23 protein-coding genes are annotated in these 19,673 nt (G+C 42.7%); 8 read left to right on the top strand and 15 right to left on the bottom strand.

The genetic code is table 11. The annotated features are described in order from the left end of the window. Positions 1-94 precede the first annotated feature (94 nt). On the top strand, positions 95-259 hold the full coding sequence (locus QNI08_RS05600) for a YjcZ family sporulation protein (RefSeq protein ID WP_285766451.1): 165 nt from the start codon (positions 95-97) through the stop codon (positions 257-259). Positions 260-492: 233 nt separating this feature from the next. Next, on the top strand, positions 493-1,047 hold the full coding sequence (gene def / locus QNI08_RS05595) for a peptide deformylase (RefSeq protein ID WP_285766450.1): 555 nt from the start codon (positions 493-495) through the stop codon (positions 1,045-1,047). Between the two features lie 53 nt (positions 1,048-1,100). Here the strand turns inward: def and QNI08_RS05590 are convergent, their stop codons facing one another. Next, positions 1,101-1,868, bottom strand: a complete 768-nt coding sequence (locus QNI08_RS05590) for a Cof-type HAD-IIB family hydrolase (RefSeq protein ID WP_285766449.1) — start codon at positions 1,866-1,868, stop codon at positions 1,101-1,103. Positions 1,869-2,773: 905 nt separating this feature from the next. On the opposite strand from QNI08_RS05590, the gene QNI08_RS05585 reads away from it, so the two are divergent. Further along, positions 2,774-2,983 carry a DNA-dependent RNA polymerase subunit epsilon gene (locus tag QNI08_RS05585; RefSeq protein ID WP_285766448.1) on the top strand — a complete coding sequence of 70 codons (210 nt, stop codon included), beginning with the start codon at positions 2,774-2,776 and terminating at the stop codon, positions 2,981-2,983. A gap of 3 nt (positions 2,984-2,986) precedes the next feature. Then, positions 2,987-4,657, top strand: a complete 1,671-nt coding sequence (rnjA, locus tag QNI08_RS05580) for a ribonuclease J1 (RefSeq protein WP_061144118.1) — start codon at positions 2,987-2,989, stop codon at positions 4,655-4,657. Positions 4,658-4,728: 71 nt separating this feature from the next. Here the strand turns inward: rnjA and QNI08_RS05575 are convergent, their stop codons facing one another. The 4 genes from QNI08_RS05575 to QNI08_RS05560 all read right to left on the bottom strand — a co-directional run bounded on the left by QNI08_RS05575 (position 4,729) and on the right by QNI08_RS05560 (position 8,358). Then, positions 4,729-5,391: a potassium channel family protein gene (locus tag QNI08_RS05575; RefSeq protein WP_285766737.1), complete on the bottom strand. Its 663-nt coding sequence runs from the start codon at positions 5,389-5,391 to the stop codon at positions 4,729-4,731. A gap of 44 nt (positions 5,392-5,435) precedes the next feature. Then, positions 5,436-6,566, bottom strand: coding sequence for an N-acetyldiaminopimelate deacetylase (locus QNI08_RS05570; protein WP_285766447.1), 1,131 nt, complete (start codon positions 6,564-6,566; stop codon positions 5,436-5,438). Positions 6,567-6,636: 70 nt separating this feature from the next. Further along, the gene (dapD, locus tag QNI08_RS05565) at positions 6,637-7,347 is read right to left on the bottom strand and encodes a 2,3,4,5-tetrahydropyridine-2,6-dicarboxylate N-acetyltransferase (RefSeq protein ID WP_285766446.1); all 711 of its coding nucleotides are present in this window, start codon (positions 7,345-7,347) and stop codon (positions 6,637-6,639) included. 126 nt (positions 7,348-7,473) lie between these two features. Then, positions 7,474-8,358 (bottom strand): transcriptional regulator CcpC, encoded by an 885-nt coding sequence (locus tag QNI08_RS05560; protein WP_100533989.1) that lies wholly within the window; start codon positions 8,356-8,358, stop codon positions 7,474-7,476. 127 nt (positions 8,359-8,485) lie between these two features. Here QNI08_RS05560 and QNI08_RS05555 point away from each other — a divergent pair, with 127 nt between their 5' ends. After that, entirely contained in the window at positions 8,486-9,229 is a 744-nt protein-coding gene (locus tag QNI08_RS05555; RefSeq protein WP_285766445.1) for a sulfite exporter TauE/SafE family protein, read from the top strand. A gap of 30 nt (positions 9,230-9,259) precedes the next feature. Here QNI08_RS05555 and QNI08_RS05550 read toward each other — a convergent pair whose 3' ends face one another. From QNI08_RS05550 to QNI08_RS05535, 4 genes are all read right to left on the bottom strand, one after another. Further along, positions 9,260-10,750, bottom strand: a complete 1,491-nt coding sequence (locus QNI08_RS05550; protein ID WP_285766444.1) for an MDR family MFS transporter — start codon at positions 10,748-10,750, stop codon at positions 9,260-9,262. A gap of 110 nt (positions 10,751-10,860) precedes the next feature. Beyond that, positions 10,861-11,298, bottom strand: coding sequence for a cyclic-di-AMP-binding protein CbpB (cbpB, locus tag QNI08_RS05545; RefSeq protein ID WP_285766443.1), 438 nt, complete (start codon positions 11,296-11,298; stop codon positions 10,861-10,863). Positions 11,299-11,420: 122 nt separating this feature from the next. Next, entirely contained in the window at positions 11,421-11,567 is a 147-nt protein-coding gene (locus QNI08_RS05540; RefSeq protein ID WP_285766442.1) for a hypothetical protein, read from the bottom strand. 244 nt (positions 11,568-11,811) lie between these two features. Further along, entirely contained in the window at positions 11,812-12,051 is a 240-nt protein-coding gene (locus QNI08_RS05535) for a YkuJ family protein (protein ID WP_034314086.1), read from the bottom strand. 184 nt (positions 12,052-12,235) lie between these two features. Between QNI08_RS05535 and QNI08_RS05530 the strand changes: the two genes are divergently transcribed. After that, a complete protein-coding gene (locus tag QNI08_RS05530; protein WP_285766441.1) occupies positions 12,236-13,195 on the top strand; it encodes an MBL fold metallo-hydrolase in 960 nt (319 codons plus the stop codon). Positions 13,196-13,284: 89 nt separating this feature from the next. Then, on the top strand, positions 13,285-13,518 hold the full coding sequence (locus QNI08_RS05525; RefSeq protein WP_285766440.1) for a glutaredoxin family protein: 234 nt from the start codon (positions 13,285-13,287) through the stop codon (positions 13,516-13,518). A 44-nt stretch (positions 13,519-13,562) separates the two neighbouring features. Here the strand turns inward: QNI08_RS05525 and QNI08_RS05520 are convergent, their stop codons facing one another. From QNI08_RS05520 to QNI08_RS05505, 4 genes are all read right to left on the bottom strand, one after another. Further along, positions 13,563-14,042 carry a DUF3993 domain-containing protein gene (locus tag QNI08_RS05520; RefSeq protein WP_285766439.1) on the bottom strand — a complete coding sequence of 160 codons (480 nt, stop codon included), beginning with the start codon at positions 14,040-14,042 and terminating at the stop codon, positions 13,563-13,565. Positions 14,043-14,197: 155 nt separating this feature from the next. Beyond that, on the bottom strand, positions 14,198-14,431 hold the full coding sequence (locus QNI08_RS05515; protein WP_285766438.1) for a hypothetical protein: 234 nt from the start codon (positions 14,429-14,431) through the stop codon (positions 14,198-14,200). A gap of 71 nt (positions 14,432-14,502) precedes the next feature. Further along, the gene (locus QNI08_RS05510; protein WP_285766736.1) at positions 14,503-15,711 is read right to left on the bottom strand and encodes an EAL domain-containing protein; all 1,209 of its coding nucleotides are present in this window, start codon (positions 15,709-15,711) and stop codon (positions 14,503-14,505) included. Between the two features lie 184 nt (positions 15,712-15,895). Further along, the gene (locus tag QNI08_RS05505) at positions 15,896-17,755 is read right to left on the bottom strand and encodes an SLC13 family permease (protein ID WP_285766437.1); all 1,860 of its coding nucleotides are present in this window, start codon (positions 17,753-17,755) and stop codon (positions 15,896-15,898) included. A gap of 141 nt (positions 17,756-17,896) precedes the next feature. On the opposite strand from QNI08_RS05505, the gene QNI08_RS05500 reads away from it, so the two are divergent. Further along, on the top strand, positions 17,897-18,763 hold the full coding sequence (locus QNI08_RS05500; protein ID WP_285766436.1) for a metallophosphoesterase: 867 nt from the start codon (positions 17,897-17,899) through the stop codon (positions 18,761-18,763). 159 nt (positions 18,764-18,922) lie between these two features. Here the strand turns inward: QNI08_RS05500 and crcB are convergent, their stop codons facing one another. Beyond that, complete coding sequence (gene crcB, locus QNI08_RS05495; RefSeq protein ID WP_285766435.1) at positions 18,923-19,285, bottom strand: fluoride efflux transporter CrcB; 363 nt, start codon at positions 19,283-19,285, stop codon at positions 18,923-18,925. After that, complete coding sequence (locus tag QNI08_RS05490) at positions 19,282-19,662, bottom strand: fluoride efflux transporter FluC (protein ID WP_285766434.1); 381 nt, start codon at positions 19,660-19,662, stop codon at positions 19,282-19,284. The genes crcB and QNI08_RS05490 overlap by 4 nt, the downstream gene beginning before the upstream one ends. Between the last annotated feature and the right edge of the window lie 11 nt (positions 19,663-19,673).

Below are 19,673 nucleotides of genomic sequence, written 5' to 3'. Positions count from 1 at the left end.
CCTACACCCTTTAAACCGTACTGCATAGGCTGTAGGGACCGTTTCAAATCGAGTGGTCAACAAAAAAACAATACAAATACGGAGGTATGAAATTATGTATGGAGGTTACAACCAGGAATGTTGTTATCCGGTGTCGGCTGCACCTAGCTATGGTTATGGTGAGCAATGTGGTGGCGGTGGCGGATGCTTTGGAAGCGGCTTTGCCCTGATCATCGTCCTTTTCATCCTGCTCATCATCGTCGGCGCTTGCTTGTGCTAAACAGATAATCACTATTTCCTTTACCCGAAAACGTTATCCATTTACCCTGATTCACAAAAAAAGATGCATTTTTTTCTTTTGACCTAAACACGCAAATTAAACAATGGGTGGGATGCGAGTTATCGCCTATCCCACTCTCTTTAATTGTTCCATTCATTTCATTAACTTTTGACATGTTTTTTGTTAAAATGACCCTATACATATCATTAACTATATTATGGGGGTGAAAAACGATGCTTACTATGGATGATTTTGTTAAAGAAGATGATCCTGTCTTAAGGAAAGTCGCAATGGAGGTTCCATTACCGGCATCGGAAGCTGATAAGCAGCTTCTGGCCAGTTTGCTGGAGTATGTCCAAAACAGCCAGAAGCCAGATGTTTCCGCCCTATATGGCCTGCGGGCAGGAATTGGCTTGGCCGCACCACAAGTGAATGTTCCAAAAAGGATGATTGCGGTTCATTTAAAAGATAAAGATAATAAACTTTACAGCTATGCGCTTTTCAATCCCAGACTCCTAAGCCATTCAGTCGAAAAAGCATATTTGACCACAGGAGAAGGGTGTCTTTCCGTTAATCGCCCTGTTACCGGATATGTACCGCGTTATGCCAGAATAACGGTTGTAGGTACGGATTTGGACGGAAATTCGATCCAGCTTCGGCTGAAGGGCATTCCCGCCATTTGTTTTCAGCATGAAATCGACCATTTGAACGGAATCATGTTTTATGATCACATCAACCAGGAAGATCCTTTTGCCGTGCCGGATAATTCCATCGCAGTGGAACGATAAGTACCTTCGTGTGAAAAACTCCCGCCTGCTGACCGACGGGAGTTTTTCATTTTTTAAATGAGTTCGAGCTCCTTCAAGCCAAAAAATATGCCATCCTCATCGACATCCTTCGTTACAAAGTCTGCCTCCTGCTTCACAAGTTGACCGGCATTCCCCATTGCCACCCCATAGCCCACTGCTTTCAGCATTTCGATATCATTCAGACCATCTCCGAATGCATAGACATCTTCGAGAGCAAACCCGACTTTTTCCATTAATATCTTTATACCTTCCGCTTTTGAACCTCCGAACGGAAGTACGTCCGTGGAATACGTATGCCACCTAATGAAATGGAAATCATCGTAATTCCCTACATAAGCCCCCTCTTCATCTTCGGAGCAAAATAATAATGCCTGATAAATTTCATGATCTTCATAAAAATGGGCCACATGCTCCGGATGGGGAAATTTCAAGGTGCTTAATGCTTCCTCGATTCGTTCATGATGGGGCACACTAGATTTCATCGTTTCTTCATTCATGAAGACGATCGGGATTTCATTTTCATCGGCATGTTCATGAAGTTTTTTCACCTCTGATGTACTCAATGGATTCTTATAAACAACTTTCCCTTCAAACACGACATACTGTCCGTTGAAACTCACGAAAGTATCAATGCCAAGCTCTTCCCTCAATGCCTCAAACATGAATGGAGCTCTTCCAGTTGCAATCGCCACAAACACCCCGCTATCCTGCAATTGCTTTATCGCCTTTTTCGTTGAGGCAGGTAACTTTTTTTCATGATCGAGCAATGTTCCGTCAATATCAAAAAATACGATTTTCACTAATCCTTCACTTCCAATTCATTCGATTTTTCCTTTACTAATATGTACCCATTTAATAATTGTCATTAAGATAAGTCAAGTAACTGTGCCGAATTCCACGCTAAATCCACGTTTTTTATTCAGGAACGTGCATATACTATCATAAAGAGTTCTACTCATTCCTCCATTCCTAATTTTCCCCTTCTGAAAACCGAGTTACCCGTCGTTCGAGCCTTTTTTTCAAAAATGGTCCAAGTACTTGTAAAGACATATTTACATTATTGAATAATCCTATACAATAATACTAAGGGAGTGTGATCGCCATGTTAAAAAAGCTTCGTAAAAAGCTTGTAAAACAATGGAATGATCTTTTAAGAAAAAAATCCATCGCATGATCTGCCATTCACGTCTTGCCATGGCTGTCATCCATTTGCGAATTTTTTTCGGACAGCCCTTCAAAAACTTGCGGAGGGCTTCTTCCTTGTTGTAAAGTTCTTGTTAAGCATTCTTTCCATTGGCCATGTATCAGTCGATGGGCTATCATACATATTTCGTTTTGAATATGAGCGGTTAGTCTTCCTTTGAAACGCTGCATGTGGCACTATTCCAATAAGGAATCACGCGTTAATGATTCCAGTAATTAAGATGAGCTGAAATTGCCAGAAAACGAGCTGTCCGAAACTTTCTTTGCCGATTTAAGTTTTACACCAAGTAAAAACGGATAGGATAGAGGATAGAGGACTAAATGAACGGGCGATTGATTTTTTATATACTTTGTCAGACATTAGTATATTTAGTTCAGCAAAACCCCTTCCATTTTAAAGGCGGAACTGGGTTTATTTTTACATGATGTTGAAAAACATGTAAAAATTGTTGTTTTTATATATAATGAAAAAAGCAATGCACACAAGTGAGGAGAGATTAAAATGGTTTTTAAGGTATACTATCAAGTAACCATATCAGAGGTTCCCATCCGGGAGAATACTAAAACAATGTTCGTCGAAGGAGAGTCCGTTCGCGACGTTCGTTTAAAATTAAAGCAAGAACCCTACAACGTAGAAATCGTACTTCCTGTAACCGGAGCCTATTTAGACTATGAAAAACAAAATGAAGATTACAAAGTATTGGAGCTATAATTTATGAAATTCGTAAAAAATGATCAAACAGCTGTATTCGCCCTGGGCGGTTTAGGCGAAATCGGTAAGAACACATATGCGGTTCAGTTTCAAGATGAGATCATCGTCATTGATGCTGGTATTAAATTTCCGGAAGATGAACTTCTCGGTATTGACTATGTGATTCCAGACTACAGCTACTTAGAGAAAAATGTAGATAAAATTAAAGGCGTTTTCATCACGCATGGCCATGAAGACCACATCGGCGGGATTCCATATTTACTTAGAAAAGTGAATGTCCCTGTTTACGGCGGGAAACTGGCACTTGGATTGCTTCGCAATAAATTGGAAGAGCACGGCCTTTTACGTCAGACGACGATGATCGAGATCAGCGAAGATGAAGTGATTAAGTTCCGTAAGACTTCCGTTTCTTTCTTCCGGACAACCCACAGTATCCCGGATTCTTATGGTATCGTGGTAAAGACTCCGCCAGGACAGATCGTTCATACTGGGGACTTTAAATTCGATTTCACACCGGTTGGGGAACCAGCCAATTTGACCAAGATGGCTGAAATCGGGAAAGAAGGCGTATTGTGCCTGCTTTCGGACAGCACGAATAGTGAGGTCCAGAATTTCACTATGTCCGAAAGCCGTGTCGGCGATACGATCCAGGACATTTTCCGTAAGGTCGATGGCAGGATCATATTCGCAACATTCGCATCAAACATCCACCGTCTTCAGCAAGTGGTCGAGGCAGCGGTGGCAAATGGCCGTAAGATTGCCGTTTTTGGCCGTAGTATGGATTCTGCCATTTCAATTGGTCAAGACCTAGGCTATATCGTGGCACCGAAAGATACATTCATTGATGTACAGCAATTAAATCGTATGCCTGCGAACAAAGTTACCATCCTATGTACAGGCAGCCAAGGTGAACCGATGGCAGCCCTTTCGAGGATTGCCAATGGAACACATCGTCAAATCCAGATCATTCCGGGGGATACGGTCGTATTTTCTTCTTCACCAATTCCAGGCAACACGATCAGTGTTTCCAGAACGATCAATCAATTGTATCGCGCTGGTGCAGAAGTTATTTCCGGTCCATTGAGTGATATCCATACTTCGGGACACGGCGGTCAGCAGGAACAAAAGCTTATGCTGCGTTTAATCAAGCCTAAATTCTTCATGCCGATTCATGGCGAATACCGAATGCAAAAACTTCACGCACGCCATGCCGTCGATTGCGGAGTGCTCGAGGAAAACTGCTTTATCATGGATAACGGTGAAGTGCTTTCATTAAGTGAAAATACTGCACAAATCGCTGGTAAAATCCCTTCCGGCTCTGTTTACATCGATGGAAGCGGAATCGGGGATATCGGTAACATCGTTTTACGTGACCGTCGCATCCTTTCTGAAGAAGGCCTTGTGGTTGTCGTAGTCAGCATCAATATGAAGGAATTTAAAATTGCTTCAGGACCTGACATCATCTCACGAGGGTTTGTTTATATGAGAGAATCGGGGGATCTGATCAGTGATGCCCAATCCTTGATCACAAAGCATTTGAATAAAGTGATGGACCGCAAAACTACACAATGGTCTGAAATTAAAAATGAAATCACCGATACATTGTCTCCATTCCTTTATGAAAAAACGAAACGCCGTCCGATGATCTTGCCGATCATCATGGAGGTTCAATAAACAAAAAACCCCAAGCCATTTCAAATGGCTTGGGGTTTTTTTCACCTTTGAATCGGACGCAAGAGTCTATCTTATTCCACAATCTTCTTTTCAAAACGATTGATATCGGAATCGGCGCCGATTACGATCAATATGTCGCCTTTGTGAATCAAATCATTCGCCTGCGGGGAGACGTTTATTTCATTACCGCTTTTTATCGCGACGATATTCAGTCCATATCGGGCGCGGATATCAAGGTCAAATATGGAGTTTCCGTTCATCTTTTGGCTTGCAACTATTTCGACGATGGAATGTTCATCAGACAGTTCCAAATAATCGAGAATATTATTGGAAACGATATTATGGGCGATCCTTCTCCCCATGTCACGTTCGGGATGCACGACAAAATCGGCACCGATTTTCCGAAGGACCTTCTCATGGTAATCATTTTGCGCTTTCACCGTAACATTGCCGACCCCCAGCTCCTTCAGCATGAGTGTCGTCAGTATACTCGCCTGAATATTCTCACCTATTGCTACAATGACGTGATCGAAATTGCGAATCCCTAAGTTCCTGAGCACATTTTCATCTGTCGTATCTCCAACTACGGCATGTGAAGCGATCCTCGCAAATTCATTCACCCGATCTTCGTCGGCATCGATGGCGAGCACTCCCAGTCCTTCTTCAGCTAATGTTCTCACAATACTGCCGCCAAAACGACCAAGTCCGATCACTGCAAATTCTTTTTTCACTATAAGCCCTCCAACATCATTCATTCGCTCCGTGTTTCGTATTCCCTTTACGCTTCATTCCCTTTAAACGTTAAATAATCGCCAATATGATCGATGGCAAATTCTATCGCCCTTTCATCAGGATTCAACTGAGAATGGTGCAATCCAAATTCCGATGAAACGCCCAGCCAAAACATGAAACCAGGGATCTCCTTTAACATATAACCAAAATCCTCACCAGTCATCGCTTCCGTACAACAATGCAAATGAACACCGGCTGCAGCCTCCGTGAACTTCATGAATTCCCTGGTCAATTGCTCATCATTATATACTTGATGGTACATCGCACCATAATCTATCTCTGCAAGGCATTCATAGCCAACCTTCAAGCCCTCTACAAGCGATTCTATCCTCGCCTTGACCTTAATCATCGTTTCAGGATTCAGCGTGCGTATCGTGCCTTCCAGGCGAGCTGTCTCCGCAATCACATTTTGAACGGTGCCACCGGTAATCTTTCCTACTGTAATGACAGCTGAATCAAGTGGATTTACATTCCGGGAAACAATCGTTTGCAATTGCCCGACAAGCGAACAGGCTGCAATGACCATATCCCTCGTTTCATGAGGGTACGCTGCATGTCCGCCTTTCCCTTTTAAATCGATGAATAATTCGGATGTGTTGGCAAATAACAGCCCTTCCTTAACGGCGATTGTCCCTACTGGATATTCCGGTGCAATATGCAGGGCAAGAATCATATCCGGCTTCCATTCCATCATCACCTCCGATTTCAGCATCGGCTCCGCTCCGCCAGGCCCTTCTTCCGCAGGCTGAAAAATGAATAGTAGGTCATCATCGATCGGGTTGTCATTGAAATGAGTCAATAAACCCAAACCGATGCTCATATGAAAATCATGACCGCATGCATGCATATATCCTTCATGTTCAGAGGCAAAGGGCAAGTCAGTCTTTTCTTTTATCGGCAATCCGTCTATATCGGCCCTGTAGCCAATCATTTTTCGCGGGTTTCTTCCCTTCAATTTCACGAATATCCCGGTTTTCCAGATTTTGATTTCCATTCGCTCGGGGGGTAAACCAGATATGTAATTCAACAAATATTGTTGGGTCTTGAATTCCTTGAAGCCAATCTCCGGAATTTGATGCAATTCGCGCCGGATCCTGACAAAAGCATTTATTTTCACATGATTTTCCTCCCTATACAGAAAGCGTGGATAAAATTATCCACGCTTTAAACAATATTCTCTTAAGAAATCAAAGCTGACGAAGCTCTTGCATGATCTCTGTTTTTGATTTCGTTTTTTCATCAATTTGCTTGATGACCCTTGCCGGAATCCCAGCAGCAACAGAGTATGGAGGAACATCTTTCGTTACAACGGCGCCAGCGGCCACCACTGAGCCCTCGCCGATTTTAACGCCCTCAAGAACGACTGCATTGGCTCCGATCAACACATCATCTTCCAATATGACAGGCTGTGCAGAAGGAGGCTCGATGACGCCTGCTAATACAGCACCGGCACCAACGTGGCAGTTTTTCCCCACTGTTGCACGACCTCCAAGGATCGCATTCATGTCAATCATTGTACCCTCGCCAATGACGGAGCCAATATTGATCGATGCCCCCATCATGATGACCGCGTTGTCCCCGATTGACACTTGATCACGGATAATTGCACCTGGTTCGATACGGGCCTTGATTCCTTTTAGATCCAGTAAAGGAATGGCGGAATTACGGCGATCATTTTCGACTACATAATCCTCGATTTTCGTTCCGGCCGCTTTGATTGCCTCTTCCACTTCAGACCATTCACCGAATACGACCCCGGTATTGCCAGTAATGAAAGTTTTTGAAGCTGAGCCAAAATCCATGCCTTCTAAATCACCTTTGACATATACCTTGACTGGTGTGGATTTCGTGCTATTTGAGATAAAAGAAATAATTTCGTTTGCATCCATTTTATTCATTCCGGATAAAACCTCCTAATTATGTATCATTACTCGTCTTAAATTTACCAGACAACTGCTGGCAAGACAAGTTGAATGTCACTCCATTTTATTATTCTGCGCTATCTTCCATGATCGTTGGCCGCTTCATATCATGCCTTGTTCACGAATATGTTCCTTCACCACTTCAGTGAATGCCTGGACCTGCTTAAGCTGGAATGCAGATTCATATCCGCAAAGCCATGTATCTCTTTCAATTGAATGGTTATGGCCATCAAGAAGCGGGATCTTGAACACATTCGTATCCTTATCATGTAACGTGATGGCCGGCAGAATGGCATATCCAATGCCATTGAACACCATTTGCTTGCACGTTTCAATTTGGTCGACGACTATGGTGTTTTTTGGGGTCGTTTTAAATTGGCGATGCCACCAGTCCTGAATCTCCTGATAATAATTGGAATCACTTTTAAACTGAATGAACGGACGGTCCGTTTCGAATACTTGATTCAGTTCCTTCATTTCTGTATCCACCAAATAAAGCATATCGGTAAATAAATGCTGTTTGATCCCTTTCCAGTCAGGTGCTCCCCTTATGATGCCAATATGTACCTGCCCCTCATATAAAGACTTTAAAATCTCACTGCTCCAGCCGGTGATCAGCGAAATTTTGGCATAGGGATATTTTTGGACGAATTTCTTCAAGACCTGCGGCAGCCAATTTTGGCCGACGATCGAGGCACATGCTATTTTCAAAGTGCCATACACTTCATGATCCATTGCCTGGATACTTTCCCTGACCTTTTCTTCTTTTTCAATCACTTCATTGGCCAATCGAATCACCGCTTCTCCTGCAGGAGTCATCGATAACCCCTTTTGAGAACGGAGGAACAGTTTCGACCCCCAATCCTTTTCTATTGATTGTAAACGCTGAGATAAGGCCGGCTGGGAAACAAACAGCCGCTCAGCCGCTTTTCTCATATTCATTTCCTGAGCAAGTACGGATAATAGATGGAATTCTGAAAAAGACATACACACCAACCTCTTGATAATTGTTTCTTATCATGATGATTAAATTAATTTACATTTTATTATCAACAAAGTCGGCTTATAATACAAGGGAAAAGAAACGGGGTGATATCCATTGATGATCATTTGATTGCTGGTCATCAGTTTTGCCGCGTCCTTTGTCGGCACCTTGGCTGGCAGCGGAGGCCTTATCTGCATGCCTTCCCTTCTTTTGATAGGCTTCCCGATTCACCAGGTGATCGGCTCAGTCAAATTTTCTAATATGTTTTCTTCATTTTCAAGTTTTTATATTTTATTGAAGAAAAAACAGCTGGATGTGGCGAATGCACTCAAGTTGATTCCTTTTGCCTTATTTGGCGGCTTCTGTGGCGGCCTGCTCGCTAATTCCTTCTCTGAAAAGATGATGAACTTATTGGCCATCGGCCTATTGATGATTGCCATGTTGATGAATGTCGTAAAGAGGACAAATCCGGATTCAGGATCAGCTTGGCATCTGCCTAAAAAAGCGTACCCATCCTTATTCGGGATCAGTGTTTATGATGGCATGTTCGGACCCGGACAGGCAACCATGCTTATGTACACCTTTTTAAGAAATGGTGCCACGTATCTTCAATCACTCGCCTTTACCAGATTCCAGACTTTCATAAGCTGTACAGCTGCCTTCATCACTTATTTCCACGCAGATAACATCTCCTGGGAGATTGCCCTTTATTATACGATCGGTTCCCTGATTGGCTCGCAGCTAGCCATTCGTGTCGCGCAAAAAATATCGGCAGCTGGCGTTCATTTTACATGGAGTCACAATCGCCCTGTTGCTTCAAATGATCTCCTGCGTTGCCTTTCCTTAACAAAAAAAGCAAAGGCCGCCCCATGAATGAGACCGCCTTTACTGATATATGCCTATTTATCCATCCTTCCTTAGTCTTGTAAGCAATATGAGGCTAACTACAGAAAAGGCGAGAACAATGAGGTAAATCGTATGCAGCGATAAGGTGAGTCCCTCCTGCAGGACCTTCACGACAGCGTCAGGAAGCAACTCCCTTTCTTCACTGTTCAATAACTTATTCGCGGTATCGATCGTCACTTCCGCCCCTTTTGGTGCATGCTCGCTTAAATACGAATGAAGCCTGGTATTCATGACTCCTCCAAGTAAGGCAGCTCCTACTGTATTTCCTAAATTGCGCATGAACATATTGGATGCCGTAGCTATTCCGCGCCGTTCCCAGCTGACTGTTTTTTGGATGACCACGATGAATGAGGTCGATGTAAGCCCCATCCCAACCCCGACAAAGAAAGATCCAATCGCTGCCAAAAGCGGTCCGGCTTCTGGCTTCATCCAGACCAAGATCAAACTCCCCATGATCAAGGAACCCCCTCCAAGGAGAGAAGTCGCCTTGAATCCTATCTTCATCAAGAGCCGACCTGAAACCATTGATGCAATTGGCCAGCCAATCGACATGGCAGTCAGGGTAAAACCGGCCACCGTTGGCGAACGTTCCATTACACCTTGAACGAAGGTAGGAAGAAAACTCGACAAACCAATCATCATGACCCCTGTCGTAAGCGACACAAGGTTCGCAATCAAGATGGAACGCTCCTGCCAGATTTCAAATGGCATCATCGGTTCGGCTGCCCGCTTTTCCTGAAGGATGAATAAGATAAAGGCAAGCAAGGCCACAAGGATGAGGGTAATGATCGGTACCGATGCCCATGACCACTTCACTCCCCCTTCTACCAGGATCAGCATGAGGGTGGAGATTGATAATGTCAATAAGGAGGCTCCCAAGTAGTCGATATCCCGTTTTTTCTTTTCGATATTTTCATGAAGGAAAAACCATATCCCGATAAACGATAATATTCCAAGAGGGATATTCACCCAGAATACAAGCTTCCACGTTAGGTTCTCAACAAGCAAGCCTCCTAAGGCAGGGCCCATCACCGCAGAAATGCCCCATACACTGGAAAGATACCCTTGAACACGTGCCCGCTCTTCATTTTTATAAATATCCCCAATGATCGTAGACGCCACCGGAGCCACAGCTCCCGCACCAAATCCTTGTATAAACCGGTAAATGATGAGTTCAGTCATACTATCGGCAAAGCCGCAAAGGAGCGAGCCAATTAAGAAAACAGCAATTCCAAATAATAAAACCGGTTTTCTCCCGAGGATGTCGGATAGCTTACCATATATCAAGACCGTCACGGCATTCATTAACAAATAACCTGAAAACACCCAGCTGTATAAGGAAAAACCGCCTAAATCACTTACAATGGCCGGCATTGCCGTCGACACGATCGTCCCTTCAATGGCATTCATGAACATGGCCAGCATGATGGCAGTCAAAATGAAAGGCCGTTTCAATTTTTCATGCTGCTCTTTTGAATGTACTGCCATTTTCCCCTCCTTTCCGACTACGTATTGATTTGCCCAAATCATCCGGTTTAAACAATAAAAACTCGCCAATTGGCGAGTCCAGATGGAAACATAATGCGCAGCCAAACCTATTATTCAGGTGGATTTTGTTTAAATACCTTTTTCAAGATCGCCCTTCTTGTCAAAATCCCTTCAAATACATGTTCGTCATTTTCCACACAGACAAACGGATGATCTATTAATAATTCCACACCCTTGGTCAGTGTATCCTCAATATGCAGGCGAGGTATGTCTATATTCATTATTTCTGAAACTTTTTTATTCTCAAGATTATCAAATTCAATTCGTTCCAGACCCAAAATCGAATCTAGAATGACTGGTGTGCTAATCAAGCCATGCAGCTTATACATCGGATCTAACACAGGAATGGCCGTATAACCGCTCTTTGTCAATACCAAAAGTGCATGTTCTAAATTATTGGTTACCTGCACGTGGGCCACGCGTTCAGAAGAAATCATCAAATCTTTAACGCTGGATTCCAATAAATCCCCATCATGAGTACCGATCATGTTAAAACCCCTTACCATATGTTTTTATATACAGCTCTCCTTATAGTTTAACATATGTAAGCAGAAAAGGCTCATTCCCAGACCAATAAAATCCCAAACTGCGGGTTTTTCACGTGAAGTCCTTAGCCCTTGCTGGTTTTGATGTTAACCTGTTTGTAACCGCATTCAGGACATTGATAAATCACATTCTGATTGGACTGTGCCGTCAATACATGACCCATTTCCCGTTCCCCGCCGCAAGCAGGGCATATTACGATTGGATTTTTCATTTTCATCCCTCCAATTGGTAGGATGTCGATAAAATCACTTCTTCATTCAAAATGCCAAATGTCCTGCTATGTTTTAACTTGGAGTTCATTTAAAATGAGGCATCGATCCTATCTTTTTCCACGAAGCAAATCGGATGAAGCGATCCATTGAAAATCTAAAAAACCGTGGACAAACTCCATATTACCTGAGTTTGTCCACGGTCTGAAAGCCTTTCCCAAATGGAGGCCAGCTTTTTCATGTTTTTTAAGATTGAAGAAGATCAAAGATTTCAATGGTAATCATATCAATATTATCGAACTGATATTTCGATGATTTCCCTTTATCACTGTATACTTCAAGCTCGAACATTTCTGTTTTGCTGAAATATGTAACTTGGCACTTTTTCACACCATCTATTTCAAAAAAACGTTGAGCAGATTCGGATTCCTTCGCTTGCTCTTGAAGACTTTTCAATCTGGTAAGGATGCCCTGTAATTGAGACATACTTCCTCTCCTTTCTGAATAAAACCTTTTCGATAGGTTCCACTATACCATACTTTTCTATGCAGTAGCCACGCTGAAATAAATTCAGAATAATTTAAACCTTCATTCTTTACACGGCACTATTAACAGCATAAAATAAGGAATGGATTTTGTACATGAAAAATTTTTCTGGAGGTTGATTCGATTGCAGAACATTAGTGAGCTTGGTTATCGCATTTCTTTAATTGATGGTTACGATCTGGATAGAAGAAATCGAACGGGAACATACGTAATTGCCGATAAGGATATGACTATAGTAGAAACCTCCGCCAGCCCTTCCATTCCCCATTTGCTAAAGGGGCTCGCAGAACTTGGAATAGCCCCCGAGGATATTACATATATCATTCTTACCCATATTCATTTGGACCATGCAGGCGGAGCCGGACTTTTTTTGCAACATTGCCCGAACGCCAAAGTGATCGTTCACCCAAAAGGTGCACGGCACTTAGAAGATCCCACCCGTTTGATAGCTGGAGCTAAAGCGGTTTACGGGGATGATTTCAACAAGCTTTTCGATCCGATCCTGCCTATTCCCCCTGAAAGAATGATATGTAAGCATGATAGGGAAGCCCTGCAAATCGGCGATCACTCCACGCTTACCTTTTATGACACGCCAGGCCATGCAAACCACCACTTGAGCATTTTCGATTCGAAGTCGAAAGGGATGTTTTCTGGTGACACCATCGGCATCTATTATCGTGAACTTGATGAGGCTGGTTTGGAATTTTACCTGCCGTCGACATCACCCAATCAATTTAACCCCGAAGCCATGCTTGCTGCAGCTGAATTGTATGAAAGCATAGGCGTCGAGCGAATATATTTCGGCCATTACGGCGTCTCGGAAAACCCTAAGGAAGTATATAGGCAACTTCAATTCTGGCTGCCAATATTTGTCGAGACGGCAAAAAAGGCATTCAAGGTACATGCTGCCTTTGATGAACGAGTTGCTGCAACCAGTAAACATATTTTTAAGGAAGTGGCAGCTCATTTGGAAGAAAAGGGAATAAGCATACATCATCCTGTTTTTGATATCATAGCTTTGGACCTGAATGTCAGTTCCATGGGATTGATAGACTACCTGATGAAGCAGGAGCGGAATAAGTAGATTCTTTAAGTTTTTTCTATCCAAATGGCGCACCTTTGCCTATAATGAAAGAGTGAAACTTACCTAAAGCATATAGATGGAGGAATGTAATGAAAGACGTCACGCTGTACACCCAACCTGATTGCCCTCCCTGCAAAATCATGAAAATGTTTTTTGATGATCATGATGTCGTATATAATGAAAAAGATATTAAAGCAGACGGACATGCACGTAAAGAATTAACGAATAAATATGGTGCGTATTCCACACCTACGGTCGTCATCGACGGGAAGGCCATCATTGGCTTTGAACTGGATGCAATCAAAAAAGAACTGAATATATAACAAAAAGTCTGGAAGGTTCAGTCCCCTCCAGACTTTTTTTCTTTTTAATGATCGCTTTCGTATTCTACATCCTTTACCTTCCAAGTCCCATTTTCTTTTGTCAATATTACTGATTCTACATGTGTCGAGCTTGATACCGGCCCATCCTCTGTGTCCTCGAATTCCTCCTGCACATACATGAGATCACCGTTGTCGCCATATACAACTTCAGTATTTTCATCGTAGCTGAAAAATGGGATATAATAAGGTGCGAAGTCAGATCCAAATGCAGTATACCCACCATCGACCTTCACTACATTCGCTTTTTCAAACGACCTGATGAAATCATCCGTGAAGTGCTTTTCCAGCTTTGCTTCAATCGCCTCTTTCGTGCGTACCTCCCCGCTTATCGATCCTTGGCTCTCTGAGGCAGCCTTCACTAAATTAAGTGCTTCCTCCCTATGTAAACCCTCTGCTGAGGCTGTGAATCCTCCACCTAAAAGAAGAAGGACACTGGCGAAACATGCTATTACATATTTACTCATTCCTATCATCCCCTCACTAAAGAATAATTTGGTTCCGATTACTGCCTATATTCTATCAATACCCTCCAAGGACAAAGCGAAACTACAAATTGTCATGAAGTACAATTGCTTCCTCAACAATAAAAAAGAAGATTTCATATGATGAAATCTCCTTCTCATAACCATTGAAAGGCATAGTAGAAAATAAACCCTGCAACCAAGAGCGTCCCAACGATAAGGGAAACGAATATTGGGTTCTTCAAATATGGATGTTCTTTGACTGCATCATCGATTGTCGAATCATACTTCGCTTTCACTTTCTGTGCCCGGGCTACAGAATATGTATAAAACAGAAGATATAGCGCCATCACTGTAACGACTATGAGTAGAATCCAGATGTACGTGCTCAAAATTTGTCTCCTCCAAGCGCATCGTTTTGCTTAGGTTTACTCATTTCAAGCTTTTATATACATCGATCGTATTATAAAAGAGCATCATTTTCATATAAGTAACTATAAGAAAGATCGAAGAAAATGTACTCCTTATTATTAAGCGGATAGGAAAAGGTCCTGATGGTTTCCCCTGTTTCGATATCACTATATAAATCGGATAAAATCCCCTTTTTCTCATTGCGCATCTTTACAATGTTTTCAAGAAAATAAGGGCGCCAGCTCCAGTTTTTGTTCAGGTAATTCGGCTGGACGATCCACTGCCCGTCCTTTTGGAGAATATTTGCAGATCTTTGATACCCCTCTTCATCACAAATATAAAGCCGAAAACAGATGGAATCCAGCTTTTTCGCGATGGTCCCGAGAAATTCTTCATGAGATCCATATCGCTTTTGCTGCTTTAAAAAGGTTTGCATATTTTCATTGAATTGCAAGGTCTTTTTATATACCGCTTCCAGCTTCTTCGTTTCAAGTGAGATGAAGGACTGACACTCCTGATGGAATTTTTCCCGCAGTAAATCTTTATTGATGAACTCACCTTCTGGCTTCGCCAGGAAATACCCTTGATAATATCGTCCGCCGTTCTTCCATGCAAAGCGGAGCTGGTATTCCGACTCAATGCTCTCAAATAATAAATTGGCACCGATCTTACGTGCAAGCATACTCAGTGAAAACAGGATGACCTGATAAGCATCCCCACCTGATATGCGAAGCTGGTCCAGATTAACTTTTAAAATATTCGGTGAAATTTGAGCAATTTGATCTAATTTAGTATCCTGACCTAGATGATCGAAAGCTATTTTAATCCCGTATGTTTTAAAATAAGCTAGAACATGCTGTAAAGGATCAAAATTCTCAGGGCTGATCGTGTCTGATAGTTCAAGTACAATCCTATGCATTTCCTCAGGCTGAAAATGACGGTGGAGGATCTCCATGAACTCTTCCCCATGATCGAGCATGAGCAAATTCGGGTCTCTGTTAATGAAAATCAGGAAATCTTCCCCATAGTCTTTTATTCGTTCCAGGGCTATTTCAAGGACGTAGTTATCCACTTCCACCCTATACTCTTTAGGCACTGCAGGGTCATGAAAAAATGAGCCCAAACTTTTATATTCCGACTGTTCCTCATAACGCCCTAATATTTCATATCCGATTACCTGATGTTGATCTGCGCTGAAAATCGGTTGAAAGAATGGTGTCACCCTGTCCAAATTTTTCAATATTTTTTCTGTATCCAAGATGCATCTTCCCCCTAATTACGAAAACACCAATATGCAAAAATTATACCATTAGTTTCTAATATTGATAATAAATAATTTTAATTACATAAGCATAAATCCAATTTCAGCCAATTATATCCCCGATTTTGTTCAAAACCATATGAAAAAGGCATTGTCCTTATATTGAACAATGCCTCCTTCCCCATCAAAATGGGAAGATCCATGGAATCGTGATCACCATGATGACGCCGATGAATATTTGTATTGAAATCCCGATTAAGATGAAATCTTTATATTTGTAATCGCCTGCAGTCATGACAAGTGCGTTTGTAGTGGCAACCCTTGGTGTGGATAATGCCAAACTCCCTGCTACAGCTAGGCAGATGAAGACCGGAATGGGGTCGATCCCTTGATTAACGGAAGATGTCAATGCAATGGGCGTCATGATCACGACAGCCGCTCCATACGGGATGAATTGACTGAGCATCAATGTCAAGAGGTAAAATACCGCCAGTATGCCATGTGGACCTATATTGCTGAATAGTACGGACAGCCAATCGCTAATCATTCTCACACCGCCGGTATTATCCAATGCAGTCGTTATGCCAAACATCGCGGCAATCAAAAGGATAGGCTCCCAATTAATCTTTTGATAAGCATCTTCCATCGATCGGACACAGCCGGTAATGATCATCAGCAAGGCAGCCGTCAATACAGAGAGCACTGGGGGAATCGACTCCACTGACAAAAGAATGACCATCAGCGCCGTGATGCCCAAGGAAATCCAGGCCTTGCCCTTGGAGTATACATGCGAGCCGTCTTCCGAGGTACTCCCGATAACGATGACGTCCTGCAAATCCGTGGAAATCCTTTCGATGTTTTCCCATTCTCCATGTATGAGTATGGCATCTCCCGGTTTTAAGCGCTCCGTTCCGACATCCGCTTGAATATATTCACCATTGCGATTGATGGCCAGCACATTGCATTGGTATTTCTCACGGAAATGAACATCGATCAATGTTTGGTTTTCATAATCGGAATTCGGAACGATCAAAATTTCCGTCAAACCAAATCTGCTGCTAAGAAAATGCTTTTTTATTTGTTCCGTATTGAAGTGTTTAAATTCGAGTTCATAGTTAAGTGCCAACCTCTCAACCGCTTCTTCTTCACCGAACACCAATATGATATCGTCCGGGTGAAGCACCTCATCCGCCCGCGCCGATATGGTAAGCTGCCTTTGTAAAAGCGGTAATTGCTTATCCTTTGGCTTCCGCTGGATTTCAATCAAGGTCAATTCGTATTGAATCGGAAGCTGCAGGTCTGAAAGCCTTTCACCAACAATATCCGATGTCGGGGGTATATGCAGATAATGCAATCGATCATACACTTTGTACATGCCGGCAAGCTCACCTGCGGACAACCCCTTGACACTATTGTTGGCAGCAATCGTTTTTTCCGGAAGCAGCATTCGCCCAAGCGTCAGCATGAAGAATAAGCCAGCAACAAATGCGATTAAGCCAATCGGTGTAAAGTCAAAAAAGGATAATGTCTCCAATCCGTTTTGCTGCAGGACATCAGCGGCGATCATATTGGCAGGCGTACCGGTAAGAGTTAGCAGACCGCCAATGCTGCTCGCATAGGCAAGAGGCAATAAATATCTTGTCGGACTGGTCTTTTGTTGCAATGCCATGCTCATAACGAGCGGAAGCAATATGGAAACGATGCCCGCGCCACTTAAGAACGCACTCAAAATTCCAGCGGTCAGCATGACGATCAGCAGCGATTTCCACTCACTTCCCCCACATAATCCTAATAGCCTGTTTCCTGCCTTCTCCACGATACCTGTACTAAAGAGGCCTGCACCGACTATGAATAGCCCAGCCAGCATGATCACCACTTGATTGGCAAAACCTGCGATAAGTTCATCCAATGTAAGTATCCCCAGGAGACCGAGTAAGGAAAGTGCACTAAGCGCAATTAAATCCGCGCGAAATTTGCCTTGTATAAAAAGCGCAATTGCGCATAGAAGTATAATCAGTGTTAAAAACAATGGTTCGGTCATCATGTTACCTCCGTATAGATGTTCAATTTCAAACCGTATAGGGTTACATATTTCAAAGTCGTACAGAAGATATTTTCTTCATATTTTGTATTTTGTTTGTTAGTATGAGGAAGTAACATTTTTAAATCAGATAGGTTGATTAATTTGAATAAACCCATATCCAGAAGAACTTTTTTAAAGAAAAGCATTGGTACATTGGCTGCCTTGACCGGTATAGGCATTGGCGGAAACTATTATGCCCACAATTTGGAGCCAAAGTGGTTAGAAACGCAGTATATGGTCATTAGCCACCCTCTTATCCCAAAAGGATTCGATGGGATGAAAATGGTCCAATTCAGTGACACGCATTTAGGCTTTCAATTTCAGCTTAAGGATCTTCAAGCAGTTGTCAATAAGATAAATCAACTAAACCCTGATGTTATTTTATTTACTGGGGATTTAATGGACCAGCCCAATAAGTATAGGTCCCGTCAGGAAATACCCTCAGTCTTGAATCAGCTCAAAGCTCCGCTTGGAAAATTCAGCATTTACGGTAATCATGACCATGGCGGCTACGGCTCGACGATTTACAGCAACATCATGAAGGAATCGCATTTTACCATGCTGCAAAACACCTCCACCAAACTTTCCTTATTGACGGGTGAAGAGATATTCATTTCTGGCGTTGATGATGCCATGCTGGGAAAACCGGATTTTGAAAAGGCTCTTTCAGGCATACCAGACGAAGCATTCACCATCATGCTCTCGCATGCACCTGACCTGGCGGATACCTCACGCACGTATGATATCCAGTATCAAATTAGCGGTCACAGCCATGGAGGCCAAGTCCAGATTCCATTTGCCGGTGCCCTTGTCACTCCTCCGTTTGCTGAAAAGTATCGGGAAGGCACGTATGAACTCGATTCACTTACCTTGCATGTCAATAGGGGGCTTGGCACTACCCGGCTTCCCTATCGTTTTCTTTCACGCCCTGAGCTTACGGTATACGAATTCAAGGTCGAGAAGAAATAGAAAGAATCACAGGGGAAAGCCGCCAGACTTATTAACAAAACCTGCGCGACAAGAATAGCCATCATCATTTTTAATGGATTCTTATGAATTATAGCATTAGAAATATAAATGAGAAAACTTAGTTTTTTTTACCAGCTGCATCGGCAAACACTTTATAGGTTATAAAGATAGTAAATATCCACATAGGAAAGAGCCGATACACCCTAAAATCGATACCGTTACATAGATGATGCCATCTATGTAACGGTATTTTCTTATAAGCTCAAGTGTTTCCAAGCTAAATGTGGAAAATGTAGTGAAAGAGCCCAAGAAACCTATTGTCAGGAAAACTTGAACGGATGGATCCCACCCTTCTTTCTGCGGAAATGCAAACCCCAACCCGAAAGAACCTAGCAGGTTAATCAGTAAAATACTGAAAGGGATTGTGCCAGCTGGCAATATTCTATTAAAAATCGACTGCAAAAGGTATCTTAAGGCTGAACCGAAAAAACCTCCGATAAAAACGGAAAGAACGTGAATCATCGCATTTCACCTCTTTGTCTGTTGAAAAGGACCAGACCGAAAAAACCGGCAAGCAAGCTTAATGAAACACTGGCTCCCACATACACTCCCGCATATAACACCGATGTTTGCAGGAATTCAACCGTTTCTTGTGAAAAGGTGGACATCGTCGTGAAGCCGCCACAAACCCCGCTGCCCAATGCTAAAAAAACGAGCGACTTCTTTTTCGAGGCGAAATAACCATTAATCGCCCCAAGCAAAAAGCTGCCTACTATATTTATTAAGAGGGTTCCCAACGGAAGGAAGGTATGTGCGGTCGACAAGATTACGCAATAACGCAACAAAGCTCCTGCGGCCCCGCCAAATCCTACAGCTAAAATGCTTTTAAAGAAATCCATTGCAGTCACCT

This window comes from Peribacillus folii (genome assembly GCF_030271255.1).
Lineage (GTDB): Bacteria > Bacillota > Bacilli > Bacillales > DSM-1321 > Peribacillus.
This window is presented reverse-complemented; position numbering and strand designations above follow the sequence as displayed.

Coding starts and splice junctions, on each gene's coding strand:
- QNI08_RS05540 (WP_285766442.1), bottom strand. CDS start 11,567: ATGAAAAATCCAATCGTAATATGCCCTGCTTGCGGCGGGGAACGGGAA.
- QNI08_RS05585 (WP_285766448.1), top strand. CDS start 2,774: ATGGTTTTTAAGGTATACTATCAAGTAACCATATCAGAGGTTCCCATC.
- crcB (WP_285766435.1), bottom strand. CDS start 19,285: ATGATTCACGTTCTTTCCGTTTTTATCGGAGGTTTTTTCGGTTCAGCC.
- QNI08_RS05505 (WP_285766437.1), bottom strand. CDS start 17,755: ATGATGACCGAACCATTGTTTTTAACACTGATTATACTTCTATGCGCA.
- QNI08_RS05525 (WP_285766440.1), top strand. CDS start 13,285: ATGAAAGACGTCACGCTGTACACCCAACCTGATTGCCCTCCCTGCAAA.
- QNI08_RS05520 (WP_285766439.1), bottom strand. CDS start 14,042: ATGAGTAAATATGTAATAGCATGTTTCGCCAGTGTCCTTCTTCTTTTA.
- cbpB (WP_285766443.1), bottom strand. CDS start 11,298: ATGATCGGTACTCATGATGGGGATTTATTGGAATCCAGCGTTAAAGAT.
- QNI08_RS05535 (WP_034314086.1), bottom strand. CDS start 12,051: ATGTCTCAATTACAGGGCATCCTTACCAGATTGAAAAGTCTTCAAGAG.
- QNI08_RS05600 (WP_285766451.1), top strand. CDS start 95: ATGTATGGAGGTTACAACCAGGAATGTTGTTATCCGGTGTCGGCTGCA.
- def (WP_285766450.1), top strand. CDS start 493: ATGCTTACTATGGATGATTTTGTTAAAGAAGATGATCCTGTCTTAAGG.
- dapD (WP_285766446.1), bottom strand. CDS start 7,347: ATGAATAAAATGGATGCAAACGAAATTATTTCTTTTATCTCAAATAGC.
- QNI08_RS05550 (WP_285766444.1), bottom strand. CDS start 10,750: ATGGCAGTACATTCAAAAGAGCAGCATGAAAAATTGAAACGGCCTTTC.
- rnjA (WP_061144118.1), top strand. CDS start 2,987: ATGAAATTCGTAAAAAATGATCAAACAGCTGTATTCGCCCTGGGCGGT.
- QNI08_RS05560 (WP_100533989.1), bottom strand. CDS start 8,358: ATGTCTTTTTCAGAATTCCATCTATTATCCGTACTTGCTCAGGAAATG.
- QNI08_RS05490 (WP_285766434.1), bottom strand. CDS start 19,662: ATGGATTTCTTTAAAAGCATTTTAGCTGTAGGATTTGGCGGGGCCGCA.